General features: G+C 60.3%; 15 protein-coding genes and 5 pseudogenes. 14 read left to right on the plus strand and 6 right to left on the minus strand.

Features of this window, described 5'->3' with window-relative positions; genetic code table 11:
• Positions 1-36 precede the first annotated feature (36 nt).
• The 9 genes from ACYP5B_RS02875 (at position 37) to ACYP5B_RS02915 (ending at position 8,705) form a co-directional block, all read left to right on the plus strand.
• Positions 37-348, plus strand: coding sequence for an AMP-binding enzyme (locus ACYP5B_RS02875; RefSeq protein WP_459568484.1), 312 nt, complete (start codon positions 37-39; stop codon positions 346-348).
• A 5-nt stretch (positions 349-353) separates the two neighbouring features.
• Positions 354-647, plus strand: a complete 294-nt coding sequence (locus tag ACYP5B_RS02880) for a hypothetical protein (RefSeq protein WP_400103015.1) — start codon at positions 354-356, stop codon at positions 645-647.
• A gap of 571 nt (positions 648-1,218) precedes the next feature.
• On the plus strand, positions 1,219-3,423 hold the full coding sequence (locus tag ACYP5B_RS02885) for an OsmC domain/YcaO domain-containing protein (RefSeq protein ID WP_400103013.1): 2,205 nt from the start codon (positions 1,219-1,221) through the stop codon (positions 3,421-3,423).
• 566 nt (positions 3,424-3,989) lie between these two features.
• Complete coding sequence (locus ACYP5B_RS02890; RefSeq protein ID WP_459568485.1) at positions 3,990-4,370, plus strand: OsmC family protein; 381 nt, start codon at positions 3,990-3,992, stop codon at positions 4,368-4,370.
• 99 nt (positions 4,371-4,469) lie between these two features.
• Positions 4,470-6,122: an FAD-dependent oxidoreductase gene (locus ACYP5B_RS02895; protein ID WP_459568486.1), complete on the plus strand. Its 1,653-nt coding sequence runs from the start codon at positions 4,470-4,472 to the stop codon at positions 6,120-6,122.
• Complete coding sequence (locus tag ACYP5B_RS02900; RefSeq protein WP_400103009.1) at positions 6,119-6,421, plus strand: UBP-type zinc finger domain-containing protein; 303 nt, start codon at positions 6,119-6,121, stop codon at positions 6,419-6,421. Before ACYP5B_RS02895 ends, ACYP5B_RS02900 begins: the two co-directional genes overlap by 4 nt.
• Before the next feature lie 289 nt (positions 6,422-6,710).
• Positions 6,711-7,337, plus strand: a complete 627-nt coding sequence (locus tag ACYP5B_RS02905; RefSeq protein ID WP_459568487.1) for a hydrolase — start codon at positions 6,711-6,713, stop codon at positions 7,335-7,337.
• 46 nt (positions 7,338-7,383) lie between these two features.
• Positions 7,384-8,097, plus strand: coding sequence for a YoaK family protein (locus ACYP5B_RS02910; protein WP_400103747.1), 714 nt, complete (start codon positions 7,384-7,386; stop codon positions 8,095-8,097).
• Between the two features lie 8 nt (positions 8,098-8,105).
• Positions 8,106-8,705 carry a TMEM175 family protein gene (locus ACYP5B_RS02915; RefSeq protein ID WP_400103745.1) on the plus strand — a complete coding sequence of 200 codons (600 nt, stop codon included), beginning with the start codon at positions 8,106-8,108 and terminating at the stop codon, positions 8,703-8,705.
• Positions 8,706-8,795: 90 nt separating this feature from the next.
• Here ACYP5B_RS02915 and ACYP5B_RS02920 read toward each other — a convergent pair whose 3' ends face one another.
• A complete protein-coding gene (locus ACYP5B_RS02920) occupies positions 8,796-9,260 on the minus strand; it encodes an MFS transporter (protein WP_459568491.1) in 465 nt (154 codons plus the stop codon).
• A gap of 10 nt (positions 9,261-9,270) precedes the next feature.
• Between ACYP5B_RS02920 and ACYP5B_RS02925 the strand changes: the two are divergent.
• The 3 pseudogenes from ACYP5B_RS02925 to ACYP5B_RS02935 all read left to right on the plus strand — a co-directional run.
• Positions 9,271-9,630 (plus strand): annotated as a pseudogene (locus tag ACYP5B_RS02925) (LysR substrate-binding domain-containing protein); the annotation flags it as partial.
• Positions 9,630-10,172, plus strand: a pseudogene (locus tag ACYP5B_RS02930) (alpha/beta fold hydrolase); the annotation flags it as partial. The pseudogenes ACYP5B_RS02925 and ACYP5B_RS02930, both read left to right, overlap by 1 nt.
• Positions 10,173-10,210: 38 nt before the next feature.
• Positions 10,211-10,394 (plus strand): annotated as a pseudogene (locus tag ACYP5B_RS02935) (zinc-binding dehydrogenase); the annotation flags it as partial.
• 160 nt (positions 10,395-10,554) lie between these two features.
• Here the strand turns inward: ACYP5B_RS02935 and ACYP5B_RS02940 are convergent.
• The 3 genes from ACYP5B_RS02940 to ACYP5B_RS02950 all read right to left on the minus strand — a co-directional run bounded on the left by ACYP5B_RS02940 (position 10,555) and on the right by ACYP5B_RS02950 (position 13,879).
• A complete protein-coding gene (locus ACYP5B_RS02940) occupies positions 10,555-11,253 on the minus strand; it encodes a hydrolase (RefSeq protein ID WP_318235125.1) in 699 nt (232 codons plus the stop codon).
• Positions 11,254-11,523: 270 nt separating this feature from the next.
• Positions 11,524-12,636, minus strand: a complete 1,113-nt coding sequence (locus tag ACYP5B_RS02945; RefSeq protein ID WP_318235126.1) for an alkene reductase — start codon at positions 12,634-12,636, stop codon at positions 11,524-11,526.
• Between the two features lie 40 nt (positions 12,637-12,676).
• A complete protein-coding gene (locus ACYP5B_RS02950) occupies positions 12,677-13,879 on the minus strand; it encodes an MFS transporter (RefSeq protein WP_459568488.1) in 1,203 nt (400 codons plus the stop codon).
• A 272-nt stretch (positions 13,880-14,151) separates the two neighbouring features.
• Between ACYP5B_RS02950 and ACYP5B_RS02955 the strand changes: the two are divergent.
• A pseudogene (locus tag ACYP5B_RS02955) lies at positions 14,152-14,310 on the plus strand (amidohydrolase family protein); the annotation flags it as partial.
• Positions 14,311-14,413: 103 nt separating this feature from the next.
• Positions 14,414-14,863, plus strand: a pseudogene (locus ACYP5B_RS02960) (catalase/peroxidase HPI); the annotation flags it as partial.
• Between the two features lie 41 nt (positions 14,864-14,904).
• Here ACYP5B_RS02960 and ACYP5B_RS02965 read toward each other — a convergent pair.
• Together ACYP5B_RS02965 and ACYP5B_RS02970 are read right to left on the minus strand one after the other, a co-directional pair.
• Positions 14,905-20,415: a trifunctional serine/threonine-protein kinase/ATP-binding protein/sensor histidine kinase gene (locus tag ACYP5B_RS02965; protein ID WP_459568489.1), complete on the minus strand. Its 5,511-nt coding sequence runs from the start codon at positions 20,413-20,415 to the stop codon at positions 14,905-14,907.
• Positions 20,416-20,797: 382 nt separating this feature from the next.
• Positions 20,798-21,727 carry a helix-turn-helix domain-containing protein gene (locus tag ACYP5B_RS02970; RefSeq protein ID WP_459568490.1) on the minus strand — a complete coding sequence of 310 codons (930 nt, stop codon included), beginning with the start codon at positions 21,725-21,727 and terminating at the stop codon, positions 20,798-20,800.
• Between the last annotated feature and the right edge of the window lie 596 nt (positions 21,728-22,323).

The raw sequence follows: 22,323 nt of genomic DNA on the forward strand, positions 1-22,323 counted from the left end.
ATGCTAATTTACATGGCTACATAATAGTCTCAAAAAATGGCCGACACCCAGCGCCGATGCGGGTTCCGGCTATTCGAGAAGCCAAAGCTCGGGCTAAAGCATCCGGCTGTGCTGGAGGCTGCAGTGGTGGGTGTTCCGGACGAGCATTACGGTCAGGAATTGATGGCGTGCATTGTGTTTAAACCCGGAGAACGATGCACGGAGGACGAATTGAGATCGTTTTGCAGGAACGAGCTCGGCGCGTACAAGACACCCAGGTCTTTCCGCTTTGTCGACGAGCTGCCCAAGGGACCATCTGGCAAGGTGCAGCGGCTGAAGCTCCTCAGCATGGAGGGAATCCCTGCATAGTGCTTTTGCCGAACGACTTCCCGTTGGGTACCCGATCGGCCTCATCCCTGTTGAATTCGCCCCATGTCAGCGTCAGTCACTTCGACGGTCCTGACGATCATGCGCGCGAGTTGCGGCAATTCAATCAGCAGTACCTGCAGATCGGGCCCGGCCGGTTCGCGCCCGCTGGCGCCCTGAGCACCAATCTGGTGCAAGGCGTTGCCAACCACATCAAGGTGATCAAGCGCTTGGTCTGTGGCTTCGGCACTGACCGCTACTTCTTCTTCAAAACTCGGGCGGCCTTCCCCGGAAATCGGTGATGCCACTTTTGGCGGAGGGCGGACAGGGCACAGCACCTTTTGTATCCTCTGAGTTGATTTATAATGGGGCGGTCAGAGTCGTCGCCCCGCAAATCGCTCCATCTCCCGCACCAGCAAAAGTTCAGCGCGGCCGACGGTAAAGCGACGGTAAAGTCCCATGCCGATCACGGCCAGTCCCTTTAACCATGCGGGTTTGGGCGGCCTGTTGATGATCGAGTGGGAGTGAAATTCCCGTTGGGAAACATTATTCGCTAGTTGATTGACTATTAAAGCCCTGTTTTTACAGGGCTTTATATTTCGGATTGTCGCCTGGTAGTTCTCGCATTCTGGAGAGTGTTGGAGGAACTCGTGGCGATTCAGTTTGGTACAACTGCACTTGGCGTTGCCGTGGATATCGCCATGGCACATGGAAGCTCGCCGGTTCCAGCCATGTCTTGCGCCGTGGCGTTCCCCTGTCAAACTATCCGTATGCGGCAGCGTTTGTGGAAAGCATCGATGCATTGCACGGCACCGGCGTGGCGGCAGATAGTAGCGGCTACATCATTTTTAGCACCATTTTTGGAATTCTCCCGTGGAAATTAAAGTCAACTTTCTCGATAAACTACGTCTTGAAGCCAAGTTCGATGACTTCACGGTAGTGGCCGACCAGCCTATCCGTTATAAGGGCGATGGCTCGGCGCCTGGTCCCTTCGATTATTTTCTGGCCTCATCGGCCTTGTGTGCCGCTTACTTTGTGAAGTTGTACTGCGTAACCCGCAATATTCCTACCGAAAATATCCGCCTGTCGCAGAATAATATTGTTGATCCGGAAAACCGTTACCAACAGATTTTCAAGATTCAGGTTGAGCTGCCGCCGGATATCTCGGAAATGGACCGCCGAGGTATTTTGCGCTCTATCGAGCGTTGTACGGTGAAAAAAGTGGTGCAAGCCGGACCCGAGTTTGTCATTGAAGAGGTAGAGAACTTAGATGCGGATGCTCAGTCGTTGCTGACGTTGAAGCCGGCTTCTGACGCCAGCACCTATATTGTGGGCAAGGATCTGCCGTTGGAGCAAACCATCGCCAATATGTCGGGCGTTTTGGCGGATCTGGGCATGAAGATTGAAATCGCTTCGTGGCGCAATATCGTTCCCAATGTGTGGTCGCTGCATATCCGCGATGCGCACTCGCCGATGTGTTTTACCAATGGCAAGGGAGCGACCAAAGAAAGCGCGTTGGCGTCGGCGTTAGGAGAGTTTATCGAGCGCCTGAACTGCAACCATTTCTATGGCGGTACGTTTTGGGGCGAGGACATCGCCAATGCGGCGTTTGTTCATTACCCGAACGAGCGCTGGTTCATGCCTGGCCCGGAGGATGCGCTGCCGGCTGAAATTCTGGATGCGTACTGCCTGCAAATTTATAATTCCGATGGCGAGTTGCATGGCTCGCATCTGTACGACACCAACTCCGGCAGTGTACAGCGCGGTATCTGTTCGCTGCCGTATGTGCGGCAGTCGGACGGCGAAGTGGTGTATTTTCCGTCCAACCTGATCGAAAACCTATTCGTCAGCAATGGCATGAGTGCCGGTAATACGCTGGCTGAAGCGCAGGTGCAATGCCTGTCCGAAATTTTCGAACGAGCGATAAAGCGCGAAATTCTGGAAGGTGAAATCGCATTGCCTGATGTGCCGCACGAAGTGCTGGCGAAATACCCTGGCATTCTGGCCGGAATTCAGGGGTTGGAAGAACAGGGCTTTCCGGTGCTGGTAAAGGACGCGTCGCTGGGCGGGACCTATCCGGTGATGTGCGTCACCTTGATGAACCCGCGCACAGGCGGTGTCTTTGCCTCGTTCGGCGCGCACCCAAGCTTCGAGGTGGCGCTGGAACGGAGTTTGACGGAATTGCTGCAGGGGCGCAGTTTTGAAGGCCTGAACGATTTGCCTCAGCCCACCTTTGTCAGTAACGCCGTGACGGAATCAAACAACTTTGTTGAGCACTTCATCGATTCCAGCGGTGTGGTGTCGTGGCGCTTTTTCAGCGCCAAGGCGAATTTCGAGTTTGTTGAGTGGGATTTTTCTGGCCAGGGTGAAAACTCCAATGCCGAGGAAGCCGCAACGTTGTTCGGCATTCTCGAAGGCATGGGCAAAGAGACTTACATGGCGGTGTATGACCAGCTGGGTGCCGTAGCCTGCCGGATTTTGGTGCCTGGTTATTCGGAAGTTTACCCGGTAGAGGATTTGATCTGGGATAACACAAACAAGGCGCTGTTGTTCCGCGCCGACATTTTGAACTTGCATCGCCTGGACGATGCTGGCCTGGAGGATCTGCTTGAGCGGTTGGGTAACAGTGAGCTGGATGAGTACTCCGATATTGCCACTTTGATCGGCGTCGAATTTGACGAGAATACGGACTGGGGGCAGCTGACAGTTCTCGAGTTGAAGCTGCTGATTCATCTCGCCCTGCAGCAGTTTGAGGAGGCGCAAGAGCTGGTAGGAGCCTTCCTGCAGTACAACGACAACACGGTCGAGCGCGGATTGTTTTACCAGGCCTTGAATGTGGTGCTGGAGGTGCTGCTCGATGACGACCTGGAACTAGACGACTACGCGGTCAACTTCCGTCGGATGTTTGGCAACGCTCGGATGGACGCGGTAATGGGGTCAGTGGACGGCAGCGTGCGCTTCTTCGGGTTAACGCCAACGAGTATGAAACTGGAGGGTTTCGATAGGCACCACCGCCTGATCGACAGTTACAAGAAATTGCATAAGGCGCGGGCCAATGTGGCAGCTACAGCCAGTTAGGGTTACGAGTCATGGCTGGATGCGACGATGCCGTTCAGGGGGGTGGCGTTGGATCGCGGTGACAGAGGACGGCTTCCAACAAGCAACGTGTACGGCGGTCTCAATCTACACCCGTATCTTTGAGGGGCGCCTACTGACAAGGTCCGCTTGTCTTATGAAGCGTGTATGGAGCCGGCCAGGAAGCAGCGCACGCCTGGCCAGCCCGAATTGAATGCGCCGAACGGCGCTCGGGATCGGTCTTCTTGCCGGTAGCCCCCGCTTCAGCCTGCCTCTTCCCTATGGCCTGCCGCCAGCTCGCTCATGACCTGCGCTTCCCGTGCAATCCCGGCTGCCAGCGACAGCACGTCGCTCTGGAACGCCTGATTCAATGCGCCAAAGGTGTAGTGGCCATGAGTGATGCCAGCTCCGATCCCAGCAACGTCGCGCTTCTTGAATTTGAGTATCCCGAGATGCCGCGGAGCCGAGCGACCATACTAAAGGTTGATTGATATATCAGACGCGTTGCGAGAATACTCTAGCAAAACAAGCTCATCCCACATCCCCATCGTGCAGTGGAGACAGGAACCATGACACACGGCACCGCGCAGATTGGATCGACGCCCTATCGCACGAACATCGTCGTATCGGGCCACGCAATCACGGCCGATGAACCCCACGCGCTCGGCGGACAAGGGGCTGGACCGGCCCCCTACGATTTATTGCTTGCAAGCTTGGGAGCGTGCACCGCCATCACGCTCAAGATGTATGCCGAACGTAAAGGTTGGGTCCTTGAGTCGCTCGAAGTTTCCCTGCGGCTTCTTGGGACAGACGAGCTCCGCATCGAGCGGACGCTTGTGATCAAGGGGCTGGAGGACAGCGAGAAAACGCGTCTGGCGGAGATTGCCGAGCGCACGCCCGTAACGAAGACGTTGAGAGCCGGGTTGCCGATCGAAACTCGCCTCGCGTGACGCTGATCTGGTTCACGCAGACAACCGCCAACCTTCCCGAAGCTGACGGCTCGTGGCAATGAATCCTCAGGACGCCGCTCTCGAGAGGAGAACGCTCATATGATCCAGCAGCATACAGGCGGTGACGGAGAGCGCAGGCACCAGATATTCCCCGTCCTGACACCGATCCAGGTTGAGGCGGCGCGCCGGTTCGCAAGCGGTCCGCCGCGGTATTTTGCGTCGGGTGAGATTGTCTTCGCCACGGGGGAGAGGAATGTGCCCGTCTGGCTCGTGCTGGATGGCTCGATCGACGTTCAGCGCCGGGATGGTCTTGACGAGGAAACGCCAATCACCACCCATCGAGCAGGGCAGTTCACGGGAGAGGTCAGCCAGATTGACGGCCGTGCGTCGATCGCCTCGGCGCGAGCCGGTCCTGATGGCGCTACGCTGCTTCCGTTCAATCCGCCGCATTTGCGAGCCCTGATGATCGGGTCGGCGGAGGTCGGTGAGATCGTCATGCGCGCGCTGATCTTGCGCCGTGTCAGGCTGATCGAACACGGCGGCTCGGGCACGATCTTGATTGGTGCGCCAGACGATGCGCATCTTCTGCGCCTCCAGGGCTTCCTGACCCGCTGCGGCTATCCCAACCACGTTATGGATCCCAAAGTCGATGGCGGTGGGCGCAGTTTTATTGAGCGGATGGCGCTTCTCCCCACCGACCTGCCGCTGGTGGTCTGCCCTAGCGGCAACGTGCTGAAGCGGCCCGATGAGCGCGAGCTGGCGGCCTGTCTCGGCATCATCCCCAAGATCGAGCAGCAGAAAACCTACGACGTCGCCATCGTCGGCGCGGGACCGGCCGGGTTGGCCGCAGCGGTCTATGGCGCTTCGGAGGGCCTCTCGGTGATCGTTCTGGACGAGCGCGCCATGGGCGGCCAGGCCGGCGCGTCGGCGCGAATCGAAAATTATCTTGGCTTTCCTACAGGCATCTCAGGACAGGCGCTCGCTGGCCGCGCATTCACCCAGGCCCTCAAATTCGGGGCTGAGGTGGCCATCCCTGTGAGCGTCGGGCGGCTCGATCGCCACGAGGATCGGCTGACGCTCAAGCTATCCGACGACTCGACAGTGGCCGCGCGTACTATCGTGATTGCCTCAGGTGCCGCCTACCGACACCCCGACATTGCCGGTCTCGCGCATTTCGAGGGCTCCGGAGTTTCCTATTGGGCATCCCCGATCGAAGCCCGCTTGTGTGCCGGCAAGGAAATCGCTCTTGTCGGCGGCGGCAACTCGGCGGGCCAGGCGATCGTGTTTCTCGCGCCACACGTGAAGCGACTTCACGTGTTCGTCCGGCGAGACCTGTCGGAGACGATGTCCCGCTACCTCATCGACCGCATCTCGGCACTGTCCAACGTGGAGATTCATGTCGGTACGGATCTGACCGGACTCGCCCCCACTGGCGACACGCTCGCCAGCGCCACCGTTCGCGATCGCGCCAGCGGCACCTCGACGCACTACGATATCTGCCACCTGTTCCTGTTCATCGGCGCGACGCCGCATACCTGCTGGCTCAACGACTCGATTGCGACGGATGACAAGGGCTTCATTCTTACTGGCGCATCGACCTTATCTCTCGAGACCAGCATGCCTGGAGTCTTTGCAATCGGCGACGTCCGCGCTGGCTCGACCAAGCGAGTTGCCGCTGCGGTCGGCGATGGTGCCGCTGCCATCTCCCAGATCCACGGTTACCTCAGCAAACTGACAAAGGAGGTGGCATGAAGACCTGTGATCATGCGGATACGATCCGTGATGTCGTGCCAAGCGCCCTGGGTTGTGAAGAATGCCTCAAGGTGGGCAGCCCGTGGGTGCATCTTCGGTTGTGCCGAACCTGCGGTCACGTTGGCTGCTGCGATAACTCTCCCCTCAAGCATGCCCGCGCGCATTTCGAGAAAACCGGACATCCAATCATTGAGGGATATGACCCCCCTGAGGGATGGGGGTGGTGCTACATTGATCGGGAAGAGATCGTGCTACCGGGCCAGACGCCGCAGCGAGGACCCATCCCACGGTTCGTCTGATGGAGCGCTAATCGGGCTTGTATGAACGCGAAGGGTCTGGCAGGCGCGCAGTCGCATCCCTCACCGCACTCCGCAGCGTCCGTTTCACGAGCTTCGAAATTCAAAATATTTGAATAACATGTGCGCGAATCGATCACTTTTGGCGAAACTCTCGCTGCTATAGTTCGTTCAATGGCGTAGAAATCACAAAAACAACGCCGTCAAACAACGTCAATCTAATTGAATCAACTCGCGGCGCAGACTGCGGATTGTCGCAGGATCGCAGTCTCAAATGAACAGGAGAACTCCCATGTCCAAACTACCGTTGCTCGAACCCGCCGATTGCGCATTGATCCTCGTTGATGAACAGGCAGGCCTTGCGTTCGCTGCGGGTTCTCAAGACCCCCAGATTCTGCGCAGTAATGGCCTTGCCGTCGCGAAGACGGCGGTCGCCTTTGACTTGCCGGTTGTGGTCTCCACTTCGGCGTCGAAAGTGTACAGCGGCCCATTGATGCCGGCTTTTCGGGAAGTGCTACCAAACGTCACGCCGATTGAACGCCGCAACATGAACCTTTGGGAAGACGATGCGGTGCGCGACGCGATTGCGGCTACCGGAAGGCGTACGCTGATCATCGCGGGCATGTTGACGGAGGCTTGCGTGAGTTTCCCGGTGCTTTCAGCGCTGTCCGAGGGGTATCAAGTCTATGTCGTTGCCGATGCTTGTGGTGGATTGACACCGACGAGCCATGACCTTGCATTGCGACGGATGGCTTCCGCTGGCGCAGTCATGACTTCCTGGCTTCAGCTCCTTCTGGAATTCCAGCGAGACTGGACTCGTCATGACACATATGAGAAGGCGCGCTCGATCGTGGTTGAGCATGGTGGTGGGTATGGCACGGGCCTCGCATATGCGCGTGACATGATTAAGCCGACATGAGCGTCCTCAATTCGGCCACTTAACGCTTTTTGGAGGATATATAGACATGCCAGCCGTCAGCGATTCGCAACCCCACGACAACTCAGCCACCAGCTTGTGGGCGCAATGCCGCACGCCAGTGCTGCTCACCATCGTGGGAGGGGCCATCGACACCATAGGCTTCATCGCTTTGCTCGGCTTTTTCACCGCCCATGTGACCGGCAACCTGGTGCTGGCCGGCGCGGCCTTCGTGAAGGGAGGGGCGGGCATGTGGATCAAACTGGGGGCCATTCCGTTATTTATCGCCACGGTCATGTTTGCCAAAATGTGGATTGACCGCTGTAGCCAGTCCCACAAGACCCTGGGCTGGCTGTTCGTGGCGGAGGCTGTGTTCCTGTTGGGCTTCATGCTGGTGGGCCTGTACTTCGATCCGCTTCGCGACCCCGACGCGGGCGAACTGGCGTTGACCGGCGGCCTGGGCCTGATGGCCTTGGCAATCCGCAATACGTCGAGCAAGACGTTGATCAAGCACATCAGCCCCAGCACCATGATGACTGGCAATACCACTCAGTTCGGTATCGATTTATCGAATTTCGTACGCACGCTCAGCCGAGAGCATGGGGTGGCCGTGCTGAAAAGCGGGAGCATCGTAGTTGGTTTCGTCCTGGGCGCGTTTCTTGGTGCCGTGCTTTACATGCGTGTTGGATTCTGGAGCGTGCTGCCTTTCACGCTGGTGATTTTATATCTGGCCAGCCTGTCCTTTCGTAAACAATTCATCTGAGGGAGGCCATGGTCATAAACAAAAGCCGACTGGAATCCTTCAGTGATGGTGTCATATCGGTGAGCCTGACGCTGATGCTCTATCAGATTCAGCTTCCCGCCGAATTTAACTGGAACGGAGTGAAAGCGGAGGCCCATCATTTCTTCGGATATGTGCTCAGTTTTATTTACGTCGGGATTTACTGGAATAATCACCATCACTTGTTCCAGATGGTGCGAGGCATCAATGGGAAGGTCATGTGGGCTAATCTCAATCTGTTGTTCTGGTTGACGATGATTCCCATAACCACCACCTGGACTGGTAAGTCAGAATTCTCGGAAGTTCCAACTGCGTTGTATGCCTTTGTGCTGTTCATGTGTGCCGTATCCTATTGGGTATTGCAACGTGTCATTATGGCATTGGAGGGGAAAGGCTCCTCGCTCGCAGGTGCGATTGGCAAAGATCTGAAGGGGAGATTATCTCTGGTTGTCTACGCACTGGCGATCGCGGTAAGTTTTTTTAGCAGCATTGCAGCAACACTTATTCTAATTGCGATGGCTGCATTTTGGTTTTTTCCCGATTCGCGAATCGAAAGGTATCTTTTGGGGCAAGAGGGCAAGAAGCCATAAGTGAGCGTTTTGTAGTTCTTTGAACCTGTCTACTCCACTTGCAGTAGTTCAGGAGAAAAACTCCGCACCCATCACATGCGCGACTAGCTGTCAGCGTTGATTTGCCGTCTCATGGCTCATTTCTCCATGTTGGGCGCGACTGGATCGATTGTGCTCAATGGCCCATAAGGCGAATGCCGCGATCCGCGATGGAACAACCAGCAAGCTGAAGACAGCGCCGATGGTCCAGCCGAGCCCCAACAGGGTGGCGCCCACGAAAGCGCTTGCGACGCCGCTGAATCGCCCGACGCCAAACATCCAGGCGACCCCCGTGCCGCGGCCTTCGGTGGGGTAGAGCACTGCTGCGTACGAGGCCATGGACGTCACAGGCGCCGTCACGACAATACCGGAGGCAAACAACAGGATGCCCAGCAGCATGGGGTGGCCGGCACATTGACCTGCAATGAGCACAAGGGCACCCGTCAGCAGGAAGGCGAGGGTGATGGTGCGCCGAGCCGTCCATCGGTCCATCAGCCAGCCAGCGCACAGGTTGCCGAGCACACCACCAAGGGGCATCAGCGAAGCGATCAACGCGCCGTTCTATCGCGAATGCGCGCAAGTCGTCGGACGCGTCAACGATCTGACCGACCAGATGCGCGAACTTCGCGCCACACCCACGGGAAGGCCGCGCATTCAGATGCTGCCCGGCTTTGCGCTCGGGCACTTCGGTGCCTCGCTGGCGGAATTCAATCGGCGCTATCCGGCCATCCAGCTCGATGTGATCGTCAATGATCGAGTTGTCGATCCCATAGAAGAGGGTTTCGATGTTGCATTTCAGATCATCGCGCCTATTTCCGAATCGCTGATCGAGCGGCGTTTGTTCCCTGTGCGGCGCCTCTTTTGCGCCGCGCCTTCGTATCTGGACAATCACGGCACGCCGCAGCACGGGACGCAACGTTGGTCGGGCACTCGATCGGCGGTGGCGAGATCGCGCGCTACGTCAGTCGTCATGGCAGCGGACGTGTCGCGAAGGTGATTCTGATCGGCTCGGTAGCCCCCACGACCGCTGGCGTGCCCATGGAAATATTTGACGGAATCCAGAAGGCACTGGCCGACAATCGCGGGCAGTTCTTCAAAGATCTCGCTGGCCCGTTCCTTGGTATCAATCGTCCGAACGCCAGTGTTCCCCAAGGCACTGTTGACGCATTCTGGTTGCAGGGCATGTCTGGCGGCATCCTGGGGCAGATCGACTGCATTCGGGCATTCTCCGAGGTCGACTATACCGGGGACATGAAGAGGATTTCTGTGCCGACACTGATTCTCCACGGCGACGACGACCAGAATGTGCCAATCGAGATCTCCGCGCGGCAGTCAGTGAAGCTCATTCCGAACGCAACGCTGAAGGTGTACCCGGGCGGCTCGCATGGCATCGTCATGACCCATGTTCATGAGATCAATGCCGATATCCTCGGTTTCCTGAAGACCTGATCGCTTCCGATACGGGCGAGCGGCTCGAAGGAGACGGGCGCCTGGTTCCGGTTGTGGATAGCGTTTCCTTTGGCCCGCGCAGCGGATGCACATCGTCGACTGGAGTCGGCGGCCAATGTCGGCAGGATCATTCTGACGATGGACTCGGTAATCAATGGATCCCAAGCACGCGCCAGGTCAGGTGCAAGGGGATATCAGCGGGGGAGGGCTTCCCCCCGCTGACCGTACGATCAAGTGATTAGCGTCTGTGCGACGATCGCCGCCACCGCTACGCTTGAGGTGCTGATCGCCAGCCAGCATCCAAGCAGCAGGGCGCCATTGACCACGCTTCGAGCTGGTTTCATGTTGTGTGCTCCCGGGATTGACTGACGGTGCGCCTGAATCAGCGTTCGATGACCGGCGCGTGCACGGGCGCCAGCGATTCGTGCGGGGTTGCCGTGCGTTGCGCGGCCTTGTGGACCATCGTGTAGGCGTAGTCGACGCCCATGCCATAGGCGCCCGAGTGCTCCTTGGCCACGGCCATTACCTCGTCGTACGTTTCGCGGTTCTTCCAGTCGCGTTGCCACTCCAGCATGACCTGTTGCCAGGTCACGGGCACCACGCCTGCCTGGACCATGCGCTGCATGGCGTAGTCATGCGCTTCCTTGGTCGTGCCGCCCGAAGCGTCGGCCACCATGTAGATCTCGTAGTCACCTTCCAGCATCGCGCACAGCGCGAACGTGGTGTTGCAGACCTCGGTCCACAGGCCGGCCACCACCACTTTCTTGCGGCCATTGGCGGCCAGCGCGTCGCGCACCTTCTGGTCGTCCCAGGAGTTCATCGAGGTACGCTCCAGCGTTTGTTTGCCGGGGAAGACGTCGAGCAGTTCGGGGTAGGTGTAGCCCGAGAACGATTCAGACTCGACCGTGGTGATGGTGGTCGGCACCTCGAAGATCTTCGCCGCCTTGGCCAGGCCCACGACGTTGTTCTTCATGGTCTGGCGGTCCATCGACTGCACACCGAAGGCCATCTGGGGCTGGTGGTCGATGATGATCAATTGGCTGTTGCGCGGGGTCAGGACTTCAAGCTTGGCGTTCGACATGGTGCTCTCTCGGATGAAAATAATTCAATGATTTTGCGTTTGGAAATGGCAGCGCTTTGTTTGCTCGGTGGCGTTGTCGCGCTGTCCATGTGCAGAACTATAGCGATCGGAAGTGCGCGACAAGCCAGTCATGATTGTCAGTGTTGTTCAAAAAAATTGATGTTTCGGAGGTGAGGATGCGGGCGGGAGACTGGCATGAAGCATGGCCGCTGCCAGGCGCTGCGTGACAAGGACCATCTGCATGATCCGTGCTCCCGCCGCCCACCGCGCTCAGACAAGTGCCGGATAATCGGTGTAGCCAACGGTTGTTCCGCCGAAGAACGTGGCCGGATTCGGCGTGTTGAGCGCAGCCGAGGTCCTGATTCGATGAGGCAGGTCGGGATTGGCGATGAACGGCCGTCCGAATGCGATGATGTCGGCACGCCCGTCGGCAATCGCCTTTTCCGCGGATGCGCCGTCGTAGCCGCCCGCCAGCATCAGCACACCCCGGAATGCCGCACGCATCGTGCGGATCATGCTGTCCCAGCGCGGATCGGCGACTTCGTCCTTGACCGTGCCGACCATCGCGGGCTCCACCAGGTGCAGATACGCCAACGACCTGTCGCTCAGACGAAGCGCGATGTAGCCGAACGTGGCTTCTGGGGTGTCATCGCCCATACCCATGAAGCGGCCCATCGGCGTAAGCCGTACGGCCACGCGATCGGCGCCGATCTCCGCCGTCACGGCGTCGACTACCTCGAGCAGCAGGCGCGCGCGGTTCTCGATGCTGCCGCCGTAGGCGTCGGAGCGATGGTTGCTTTCCGAGTTGATGAATTGATCCAGCAGGTAGCCATTCCCCGCATGTATCTCCACGCCGTCCATGCCCGCGTCGATGGCATTGCGCGCGGCCTGACGGTAGTCCTGCACGATCTGCGCGATGCCCTCGACGGTCAGTGCCTGCGGCGTCGGGATTTCGCCCCACACGCCGTTGCCGTCCGCGTCGACAATGAACGTCTTGCCGGGCACCGGCAGCGCGCTGGGCGCTACCGGCAGCGCGCCGCCGGGCTGGAACGATGGGTGGGAGACGCGACCCACGTGCCACAGTTGCAGGAAGATCCTCCCGCCTTCGGCATGCACGGCGTCGGCCACGGCGCGCCAGCCATCGATCTGCTCCGTCGTATGGATGCCGGGCGTCCACGCATAGCCCTGACCTTGTTGGGAGATCTGTGTGGCCTCGGTAATGATCAGCGCGGCCGAGGCGCGTTGCCGGTAGTACTCCACGTTCATGGCGGTGGGCACATTGCCCGGCTGGCCTGCGCGCGACCGTGTCAGCGGCGCCATGCCCACCCGGTGGTTCAGATGCAATTGCCCGATCTTGATGGGAGCAAACAGTTGGGATGTCATGACAAGGACTCCTGTTGACGGATTTCGATAAGGAACGGTCTTAGCGTCGGGAAGCCAGCGCCAGGGCTGCCAGCGATACCAGGGCGAGACCACTGCCAGTCGCGACGACGCCGGCCCAGCCCATATGCGTGTAGAGCGCGCTGGCAACCGCCGACCCCACCGCACCACCGGCAAAGATGGCCGTCATGTACAGGGCGTTCAGACGGCCGCGGCTGTTGGCATCGAGTGCGTAGATCGCACGTTGACCCAGCACCATGTTCATCTGCACGGCAAAGTCGAGCACGATGCCGGTCAGTGCGAGCAGATACAGACCGCCAGCGCCACCGACAATTCCCGGGATAAAACTAACGGCTGCCGCGATCATCGCAACGTATGAGGCGATGCGTGTGTGCCCCGCGTCAGCCAGCCGGCCAGCGATCGGAGCCGCCACCGCGCCGAGTGCCCCGACCAGCGCGAAGATGCCGATCTGCGATTGCGACAGGCCGTAGTGGCTCGTCAGCTCCATCGGCACTGCAGTCCAGAACAGGCTGAATGCGGCGAACAGCAGCCCCTGGTACAGCGCCCTCTGACGCAGTACCGGGTAGCGCGTGAACAGATGCCACAACGAGGCCAGCAGGTTGGCGTAGGTAGTGCGATGCTCCGGCACCCGGCGCGGCAGCGTCGTGGTGATGATCGCCACCGTGGCCAGCGTCATGGCGGAGGCGATGTAGAACACCGCGCGCCACCCGAAGTACTGGGCCAGCATGCTCGACAGGGGGCGCGACAGCAGGATGCCGGACAGCAGGCCGCCCATGATCGTTCCCACGGTACGCCCGCGGAGCGATTCGGGTGCAAGGTGTGCCGCGAGCGGAATCAGGATCTGCACGCTGACCGAGCTCAGGCCCAGCAGCAGCGACACCAGCAGGAACACGCCTGGCTGCGACGAGGTGGCGGCTCCCGCGAGACTGATGGCTGCGGCTACGCCGCTGATCGTCAGCAGGCGACGGTTTTCGAGGAGGTCGGCCAGCGGCACCAGGAAGAACAGGCCGACGGCATAGCCGATCTGGGTCAGCGACACGATCACGCTGGCGCTTTGCGCGGACAGGCCAACGGCCGGTGCAATGAGCTCGATGATCGGCTGGGCGTAGTAGAGGTTGGCGACCAGCACGCCGGCGCACAGCGAGAACAGCGCGATCAACGCACTGGACATCGGCGCCGCGGCATGGCCGACCTTGTTGAAGACGGGGGAGCTTGTGGTTTCCATGGCTATGGCTTTGGGTGTCAGGTTGCGATGTCCGAAGCTTAGGCGCTGGAAAGCGCAAGTTGAATCACAACGGGATGCAAGTCAGCGTTGCATGCCACGCAACGCCTCCGCCCCGATTAGGCTTGATTTTCGATCGATAAATGCAGCACTCGCCACGCCGCAGGTCTCTCGCTTTACCATTCCATGTGGGTGGGATGGCGACAGGCCATCGACGAACTGAACGCCGTGGCGCCCGACACGCCCGACGCCCAATCCGCTGGGCGGCGAGATCGTTCCAGAAGAACTCGACGCGCCGTTTCATGCGCGAGGTGAACCGCCTGGGCGTGACGGGCGTGATCGATGCCGGCGCCGGCTACCAGAACTACCCTGAGGACTACAGCGTCATCGAAGCACTGCAAAAGGAAGGTCATCTCACGGTGCGCCTGGCCTACAAAAAAAATGCGATCTATGATTTTGCGATTAATCAGCTACGCATTCGCGCCGGCGCCGATCCGCAGACTTTTGCGCTAGGCATGCGGCACAACTTCTAGGCTGGGATTCCGCAACTACCTCAAGGGGAAGAACAGCATTCCTGCCGAGGCACTACTGATCGACAAGGCGCAATTGCTGACGCTGACCGCGCCCGAGGTGACAGCTCTCATCGGTGGGCTGCGCGTCCTGAACGTTCTCGCGGGGGAGGGGGCTCACGGGGTCCTGACTGATCGGCCGGAAACATTGACCAATGACTGCTATCGAAACCTGCTCGACATGCGGACGCAATGGAGGCCCTTTTCGCCTTCCGGCGAGGTGTTCGAGGGATATGACCGCAAGACCGGTGAGCGGAAATGGGCAGGTACGCGCGTCGATCCGATCTTCGGTTCGCATGCACAGCTTCGTACGCCTGCTGAAGTTTACGCAAGCGACGATGCCGCGGAGAAGTTCATTCGTGATTTTGTCGCGGCATGGGTCAAAGTGATGAATCTTGATCGGTTCGACTTGGCTTGACGATTGCAAGATTCGTCATCCCTGTCACTCGCGCAGGCGCTCTAATTGTGCGCGGGTGGCAGGGTGAACTGAAAGACGGAGCCGAAAGGCGCATTCGCGCTTGCCCACAGTCGGCCTACGTGTGCTTCGACGATCATTCGGCAGATCGTGAGACCCATGCCCAGGCCTTCCGTCTTCGTTGTATAAAAGCCGTCGAAGATTCGGTCCTCAGCCTGTGGTTTCAGCCCGATGCCTGTATCGTGAACCGCGACCAGGGCGGCTCCGGCCGCGTCGCACCGGGACTGAATCAGCAGCACCCGGGGGCGGTCGGTCACGTCCTTCATCGCCTCGATGCCGTTCATCAAGAGGTTTAGCAATACTTGCTGCAACTGCACCCGATCTCCGACGACCTGCGGGAGCTCGGCGGCCAGATCGGTCTGGACCAGGATTTGATGACGGATCACCTCGCAGTGGACGAGGGTTCTGGTCTCTTCGATGAGTCGGTTCAAGTCCAGCGCCACACTGACAGCGGTCGTCTTCCTGAACAGTGCACGCATCCCCCCGATCACCGAGCCGGCGCGATGCCCGGCCTGGACAATGCTCTCCACCGCATCGTGCACTTCCCCAAGATCGGGAGGCTCGCGGGCGAGCCAGCGCAGAGCCGAATTGGCGTTGGTGATGATGGTGGCCAGTGGCTGGTTGACCTCGTGGGCGATCGATGCTGTTAGTGCGTTCAAAGTTGTTACCCGCGTGACGTGAGCAAGCTGGGCCTGCGCATGATGCAGAGCTTCTTCGGCGCGCTTGCGTTCAGTCAGGTTGAGCACGAAGGAGACACCCTGATCCTCGCTCTCTTCGAAGCTTGCGGACCCAATCAGCACGGGTACGCGGCTGCCATCCTTGCGGTAGAACTCCTTCTCGAACGGCGGCGGCACGCTCCCGGTCAGCCTGAACTCCTGCGCCAGCCTGGTGTCGCGCTCATGCCATTCCGGAGGCGTCAGGTCCGCCCAATTGAGCCTGGCCGATACGAGATGGTCGCGGTGGTAGCCAAGCATGTGAAGGAACGCGTCGTTGGCCTCAAGAATGCGGCCGTCGAGGTGCCAGATGAAGATGCCTATGAAGTTGGCGTCCAACAGGCGTTGGAACTTCGCTTCGCGTTGTGCGAGATCGCGATACAGATGGGCGTTTTCGATCGCGGTTGCAGCTTGCGATGCGAGCAGCTTCAGTACCGCGGTCCGGGCCGGCGCAAAAACGCGCGGGGCAAGGTTGTTCTCGAGGTAGAGTACGCCAATCAGCTTGGCCTGAGTCAGCAATGGCAGGCACAGGATCGAACGGGCGTGCCGCCGCTGGATGTACGGATCGTCAGCGAACGCGTTCTGGGTAGTCGCATTGTCAAGGATGATGTTTTCTCGGGCGCGCAGCACATAGTGAAGCATCGATACAGGCAGCACCGCCGCGGAAACGCTCTCGTCGAGCAGTTGAACGGTGACTGCATCGCCGCGGGTTGTGGCTTCGGCAACGACGCGCAGATCGGTTCTTCGGGAAAGGACCAGCACTCCGCGCTCGGCGCCTGCCTGTTCAAGCGCCCTGCGCATGAGCGTGTCGAGCAGTTTGTCCAGCACCACTTCGCCCGAGATCGCCTGGGACACGGCAATTACCGTAGCAAGGTCCAGGCGTTCCAGCGGCAGGCCAATCGTCGCAGTCGGCGCAGGCGCGCTCTCTTCGCCACAAAGGTGTGGATGGAGCCCGTCAAGTTGCCGAACCTTGCCGTCGGCGCCCCAACGTAGATAGCCGTGGCGGGCATCCTGCAGGTAGACCCTGGCGATCTTCTCAAAGCCCCGCACAGTGTAGAAGCGCGCTGCCAGTTCGTTAGCGAGCGCCTCGTTATGGATGAAATCACTGTCTCGCGCGCTGCGGATCGCCTGTTCGTAGAGGTTCATCGCATCGGTTTCGCGATCTTCGAGGCGTGCGAGCTCGGCACCCACCAATGCGGCGCGGGTCTGGAAATTCTCCGGACAATGTTCCGCCCAGAGCAGGAGCTGGCGATGGTGCTCGCTGATGATCCTTATATGCCGGATCCTTTCTGGCTCCGCGAGCGGGATGTCGTGAGCGGCGCGCGCCAGCGCGGCGTAGAAGTGGTACTCCGCTTGCTCGAAGAACGATGGACACGTCCACAGCAGCTGCTCCGCCCGATCTGCCGCCGCCAATGCGGTTGCATAATCGCCTGCAAGATAGCGAGCCTGCAGCTTGCGGACCCAGTACCAGCAGGTGGCGAGCGTGGGACCCGGAGGCTCATCAAGATATCGCTCGTATGACTCCTCATGGAAGCCGGCATCATTCAATGTACCGAAGACCGGAGTTCGTCCGCGCAGCGAGCGGGCCAACTGGAGCTGGGGCGTGACCCTGTCCACAGCCAGGCTGAACCTCGCCTTGTACGCGAAGTCGATCATGGCCTCGGCTTCGCGCTGCACCTCGGCGAGCGGCTCGCCAATGGCGAGCATCTGGGTAATGTGATTGTTGCGCGCGAAGGACGCATAGGTGAGGTCGCCGAGCTTGCTCGCCACGTCGAAAGCACGTTGCACCAGGCTGCGCGCGGTCCGAATCGGACGAGTCCACTGCATGACGTGGCCCCCGAACGCCTGGTAGACGCGGGCCTTGAAGCGGTCCAGTCCGTGCTGCTCCACCAGGTCCACGCCTAAACGGCCGAAGCGGAATGCGGCATCGTAGTCGCCGGATTGCGGTCCCAGGAGCAGGCCGAGCCAGGCATAGTTCAGGCACGATGCGTCGCAGTTGCCATGTTCAAGACTGAGGTTGGTCATCCGGCCGATGATGAGGGAGCCCAGGTCAACGTTCGTGTACCAGGCTGGCAGCATGAGCGCCGTCAGGACATCCATCGTGCCCCTGGAGACCGCATCCGTCATCAGTGGCAGGTCGCGCAGCGCCTCGATGGGGCGGTTGCCAATCAGCTGCCACATCCGGCCGTATTCACGCAGCACGTCTTCCTTGCTCGGTTGTGCCGGACAGTGGATATCGGCACGGCGCAGGTAGTCGAGGCCCACCTCGACGGCGCGCGCGCGTTGGCCGCAGGCCAGGAACAGCTCCAGTTGAAGCTGGGTGACGTGAGCCAGGTCAGGAAGGCTGCGGGCTCGATCCGCGAGGTCGGCAAGGCGCGCTTGCGCCACGGGCAAGGCGCCGGTCAGGAACTCACATTCGGCGCGGTGGAGATCGAGCGCAAAAGCCAGCTCGGGTCGGCGCTTCCAGGCGTCTCCCCGCAGGAGGGCAGCTCCGGCGGCAAGGCAGCTCAGCGCCGAGGCGTAGGCTGTTGCTGCCTTGGCGCGTTCGCCAGCGAGCAGGTTCAGCTCGGCCACTTGCTCGCGCTCGCTGGTAGTGTGAATCAGGGCGGCGCCGCGATTGAGTTGGCCGACGATCTCGAAGATGCGGTCCGGGACTGCCTCTGGCGGCGTGCCCGCGGCCAGTCGCCGGCCGATTTCAAGGTGTGCCGCCGGCCGCGCACCCTCGGGGATCAGCCGGTAGGCGGCCTCCTGGATGCGGTCGTGCTGGAAGCGGCAAGTACCCTCCTGGCGCACCACGAGCCCAGCGTGAATCGCCGGCCAAAGCGCTTCCTCAAGGAGAGTCTGGTCTCCTCCATGAACTATCGTCAGCAGCGCGGTCGCGGCCTCGTTGCCAAGACAGGCCAACAGTTGCAGTGCATCCCGTGTCCCCTCTGGAAGGCGCCCCAGTTTGCTGAGCATGAGGTCCGCCACATTTTCGGTGAACCCCTTGGCCAGAATCTGCTCAAGGTCCCAGGACCAGCCCGCGACCCGTTGATCGAAGGCGAGCAACTCCTCGTCCGCCAGGGCCGTGAGGAACTGTACGGCGAAGAACGGATTGCCAGCGGTCTTGGCCTGTACGAGACCAGCCAGGGCAGCAACGCGCGCCGGCGGGCAGCGTAGGGCATCGGCGATTAGCCGGCCGACGTCGGTCACCCCAAGCGGGGCAAGCTTGATGTCACGCACCTGCCCACCGGCCTGGCGTATGGCCGACAATCGCCGTAGCAACGGATGGCTGGGCTTTACCTCATTGCTACGATAGGCGCCGACGAGCAGCAGATGGCGCATCTCTGATTGAGTCGCGAGGTATGCGAGCAGATCGAGCGTTCCCGTATCCAGCCACTGCAGATCGTCGAGAAAGAGCACCAGGGGGTGCTCGGCCCGGGCAAAGACGCCGAGCAGGCACTGGAATACCTGATGGAGGCGATGTTGCGTGTCCCTTGGCGGCAAGGCTGCTACAGGCGGCTGCGGCCCCAGGATCAACTCGAGTTCTGGAATGAGGGGCGCCAGTAGTGCGCCATTCGGCCCCAGCGCCGTGTCCAGTGCCTGGCGCCATGGCTCGAGCTCTGCCTCGCTCTTGCCCAGCAGTGGGCGAATCAGGTTCTGCAGCACCTGTGCCAGCGTGGCATAGGGGATGTCTCGCTTGAATTGATCGAACTTGCCCGATGCAAAAAGTCCACAACGGGATACCACGGCCTGGCGCAATTCATGTACGACCGAAGTCTTGCCGATCCCGGAATACCCCGAAACCAGCACAAGCTCCGGCGCGCTGTCTGCCATTACCCGATCATAGGCAGCAAGTAACGCCTGTATTTCGCGCTCACGTCCATGGAGCCGCGACGGGGTCATCGGCCGCTCGGGCACGTCATGCGCGCCAAGCGGGAACGCATCAATGCGGCTCCGGTTCTCCCATTCGACCTGACAGCGCCGCAGGTCAGCTTCCAGCCCTGCCGCCGTCTGGTAGCGTTCCTCTGCTGGTTTGGCAAGCAGCCTCAGCACCAGGTCGGAGAGCAACTCCGGGATACCCGGTATCCGCTGCACTGGCGGCATCGGTTGCCGGGCCAGGTGGCAGTGCACCAGGCCCATCGGGTCGTCGGTAGCGAATGGCAATACGCCAGTCAGCATTTGATAAAGGGTGACGCCGAATGCATAAAGGTCGCTGCGGGCATCGATCGGCCGGTTCATGCGCCCGGTTTGCTCGGGGGCCATATAGGCCAGCGTGCCGGTAATCTCCTCGGCCGGACCTGGTGCGTGGCGCTCGCGTGCCAGGCGCGAGGCAAGGCCGAAGCCGGTGAGCCGGGCCGACCCAAGGTTATCGTTCACCAGGATGTGGGCTGGCTTGAGGTCCTTGTGAATCAGGCGTCGCCGATGGAGCTGGCTCAGGGCCGCGGCGATGCTGATGGCCAGGCGCAGGAAGCGGCCCAACTCCATGGGAGAACCCAGCAGCCCGGCTAGCGGCTCGCCACCAAGGTCCTCGAGCAGCAGTGCTGTGTGACCGTTTTCGCACACAAGCTCCAGCGGTCGGGCCGCCCATGTCCCATCCAACTCCTCCTTCAGCCCATATTCGTGCGTGAGGCGGGAGAGATTGGAGGAAGTCGGGCGCTCGGTAGCGGGCCAGACCGCCAGAACAGGCGTTTGCTGGCCGTCGAGTTCGATGATCCAGCGGCCGAGAACGCGGTCGCTATCCTTCCACAGGACCCGGGAACGGACATCCCCCTCGACGCAGAAACGGAACGATGGCTTCATCTGCCGTGCCCCACCTTTAGTTCGGTGGCAGGTGCGGGCATGCCGCCACGGTGCGCCGGATAGCCGGCGGCAGGAGGTCCGCTTTCGAGGCGGGCGGCGCTGAAGAGATGGTTGCAGACGGAATGGATCTGGCACTCTCGTGCGGCTCGTGCCCCCATGCTTCCAGCAATGGCGTGGCCCCGGGCGAACGTCGCTAGCATCGCAGTCATGCTTGGCCCTCCCCTTGGCATGCGTGACGCGCACCAGCCGAATCTACTCAGTGCCGGAGGAACGCCGCGTCAACGGCAATGTACGTGGGGTGCCAGCCCGTTGGCTTGAATTTCTGTGCTCTTCCTTGTTCTATTGTGCGCAAGACAGCGGTAATGGAGCCCAGAGGGGAAAATCAGGGCATTAGGTCCTGCTGCGTGCGTCGCCAGTTGCCCGGTGTCTGGCCAAGACTTTTGGAGAAGCTGCGCGTGAGATGACTTTGATCGGCAAAGCCACATGAAGCGGCGACACCTGCGATCGGAAGCTCCGTGGTGCTAAGGAGCGCCGCCGCGCGCTCGAGGCGACGCTCCAGCAGCCATTCATGCGGCGTCTTGCCAGTACTCTGGCGAAACGCCCGCGAAAAATGGCTTCGGGACAATTGACAGGCATCGGCGACTTCGGCAATGGACACGGTGCTGTCGTCCAGCCGTGCGGCGAGATACTCTTGCGCCCGCGCCAGTATGCGGGAAGAAAGCCGGCCCATTGGGCGAATGCGCCCGGGGTTGACGGCTCCATAATGCTCGACCAGATGTGTCCCGATCGCGTGTCCGAGTTGATCGATAAACAATCGGCTTGCACCGTGAGCACCGTCGAGAGCCGGCAGGAGTGCCTGGGCGAGATGCGCCAGCACAGGATCGCGCAGCGCCGCGGCGTGACGCAACTCGAGACTTGCGGGGCAGCCCAATTCCAGGGCTGTCCGCTCGATGAACAGGGAGGGGAGTTCGATCAGTACGAAATCGAAGGTGCCGGAGAGATCGGCCTTGTAGTCATCCTGGAAGTTGCGCAAGTAAATGGAGCCTGCTTCAAACGCATGCGTGCTTGCGCGATTCTGATGGAAGATGCGTCGGCGATGCCCATCCACCAGCGACACGCCTGCCAGAAATCCACGTCCGGAAGCTGGCGTCACCACCTGACTTACGTGCTCGACCGCCGAGCTTTTGCGAAAAAAGCAAAGATCTCCGGCAGCGAGCGCCCGATCGCGGAGCAATGCTTGCGCCATGCAGCCCAATGAGTCGCGCTGTAAGGCCCGCTCGGCAGATTCTTGGTTGGAAATGGGCAATCGCATGCGGAGAGTCCAGGTCATTGCACCAAGTCAGACACGACAAGGCGTCTGGCTTTACGAACAATGCATCGATGCCGGCTGGCTATCGATTTGCGGGTCGTCAGCAATCAGGAAACGCTCTGGACGTGGATACTATCACCGGCATGCTTGTTCTGCATACATTGTCACCGGGGCGATGCGGCAGGGCGGGCAGGCATCCGGGCCGCAGCGTACAAGGATGTCTGTACCCAACTGGGGTAATTCGGGTTTGACGCAATTTATTGGTGTGGCTTGCGGGATTCCGGCAACAATTCTGCCAATCGGCGCAAATCTGGGAAGTAACCGAGCGTGTGCAGCGTCATCGCGACGAAATCCAATCACCCAATTGGCATCTGCAGGGCTGATCAATGACAGCCCTGGCTGCTGTATGCAGAAATCTGGCGCTTTGGTGTAGAACGCCCTAAGCCCTGCGACCCGGCAGGGAGTCTGCCAAGGCTGCGGGGGATGTCAGCGGGGGAGGGCTTCCCAATCCACCCAAGTTAAGCCTCAGCATGCCTTGTAGGCGGCATGTCGATGAGGTTTGTGGCGAGGTGGACGTGGCTTAGCGCGATCCGGTCGCA

It is taken from the genome of Cupriavidus sp. 8B (genome assembly GCF_054589115.1).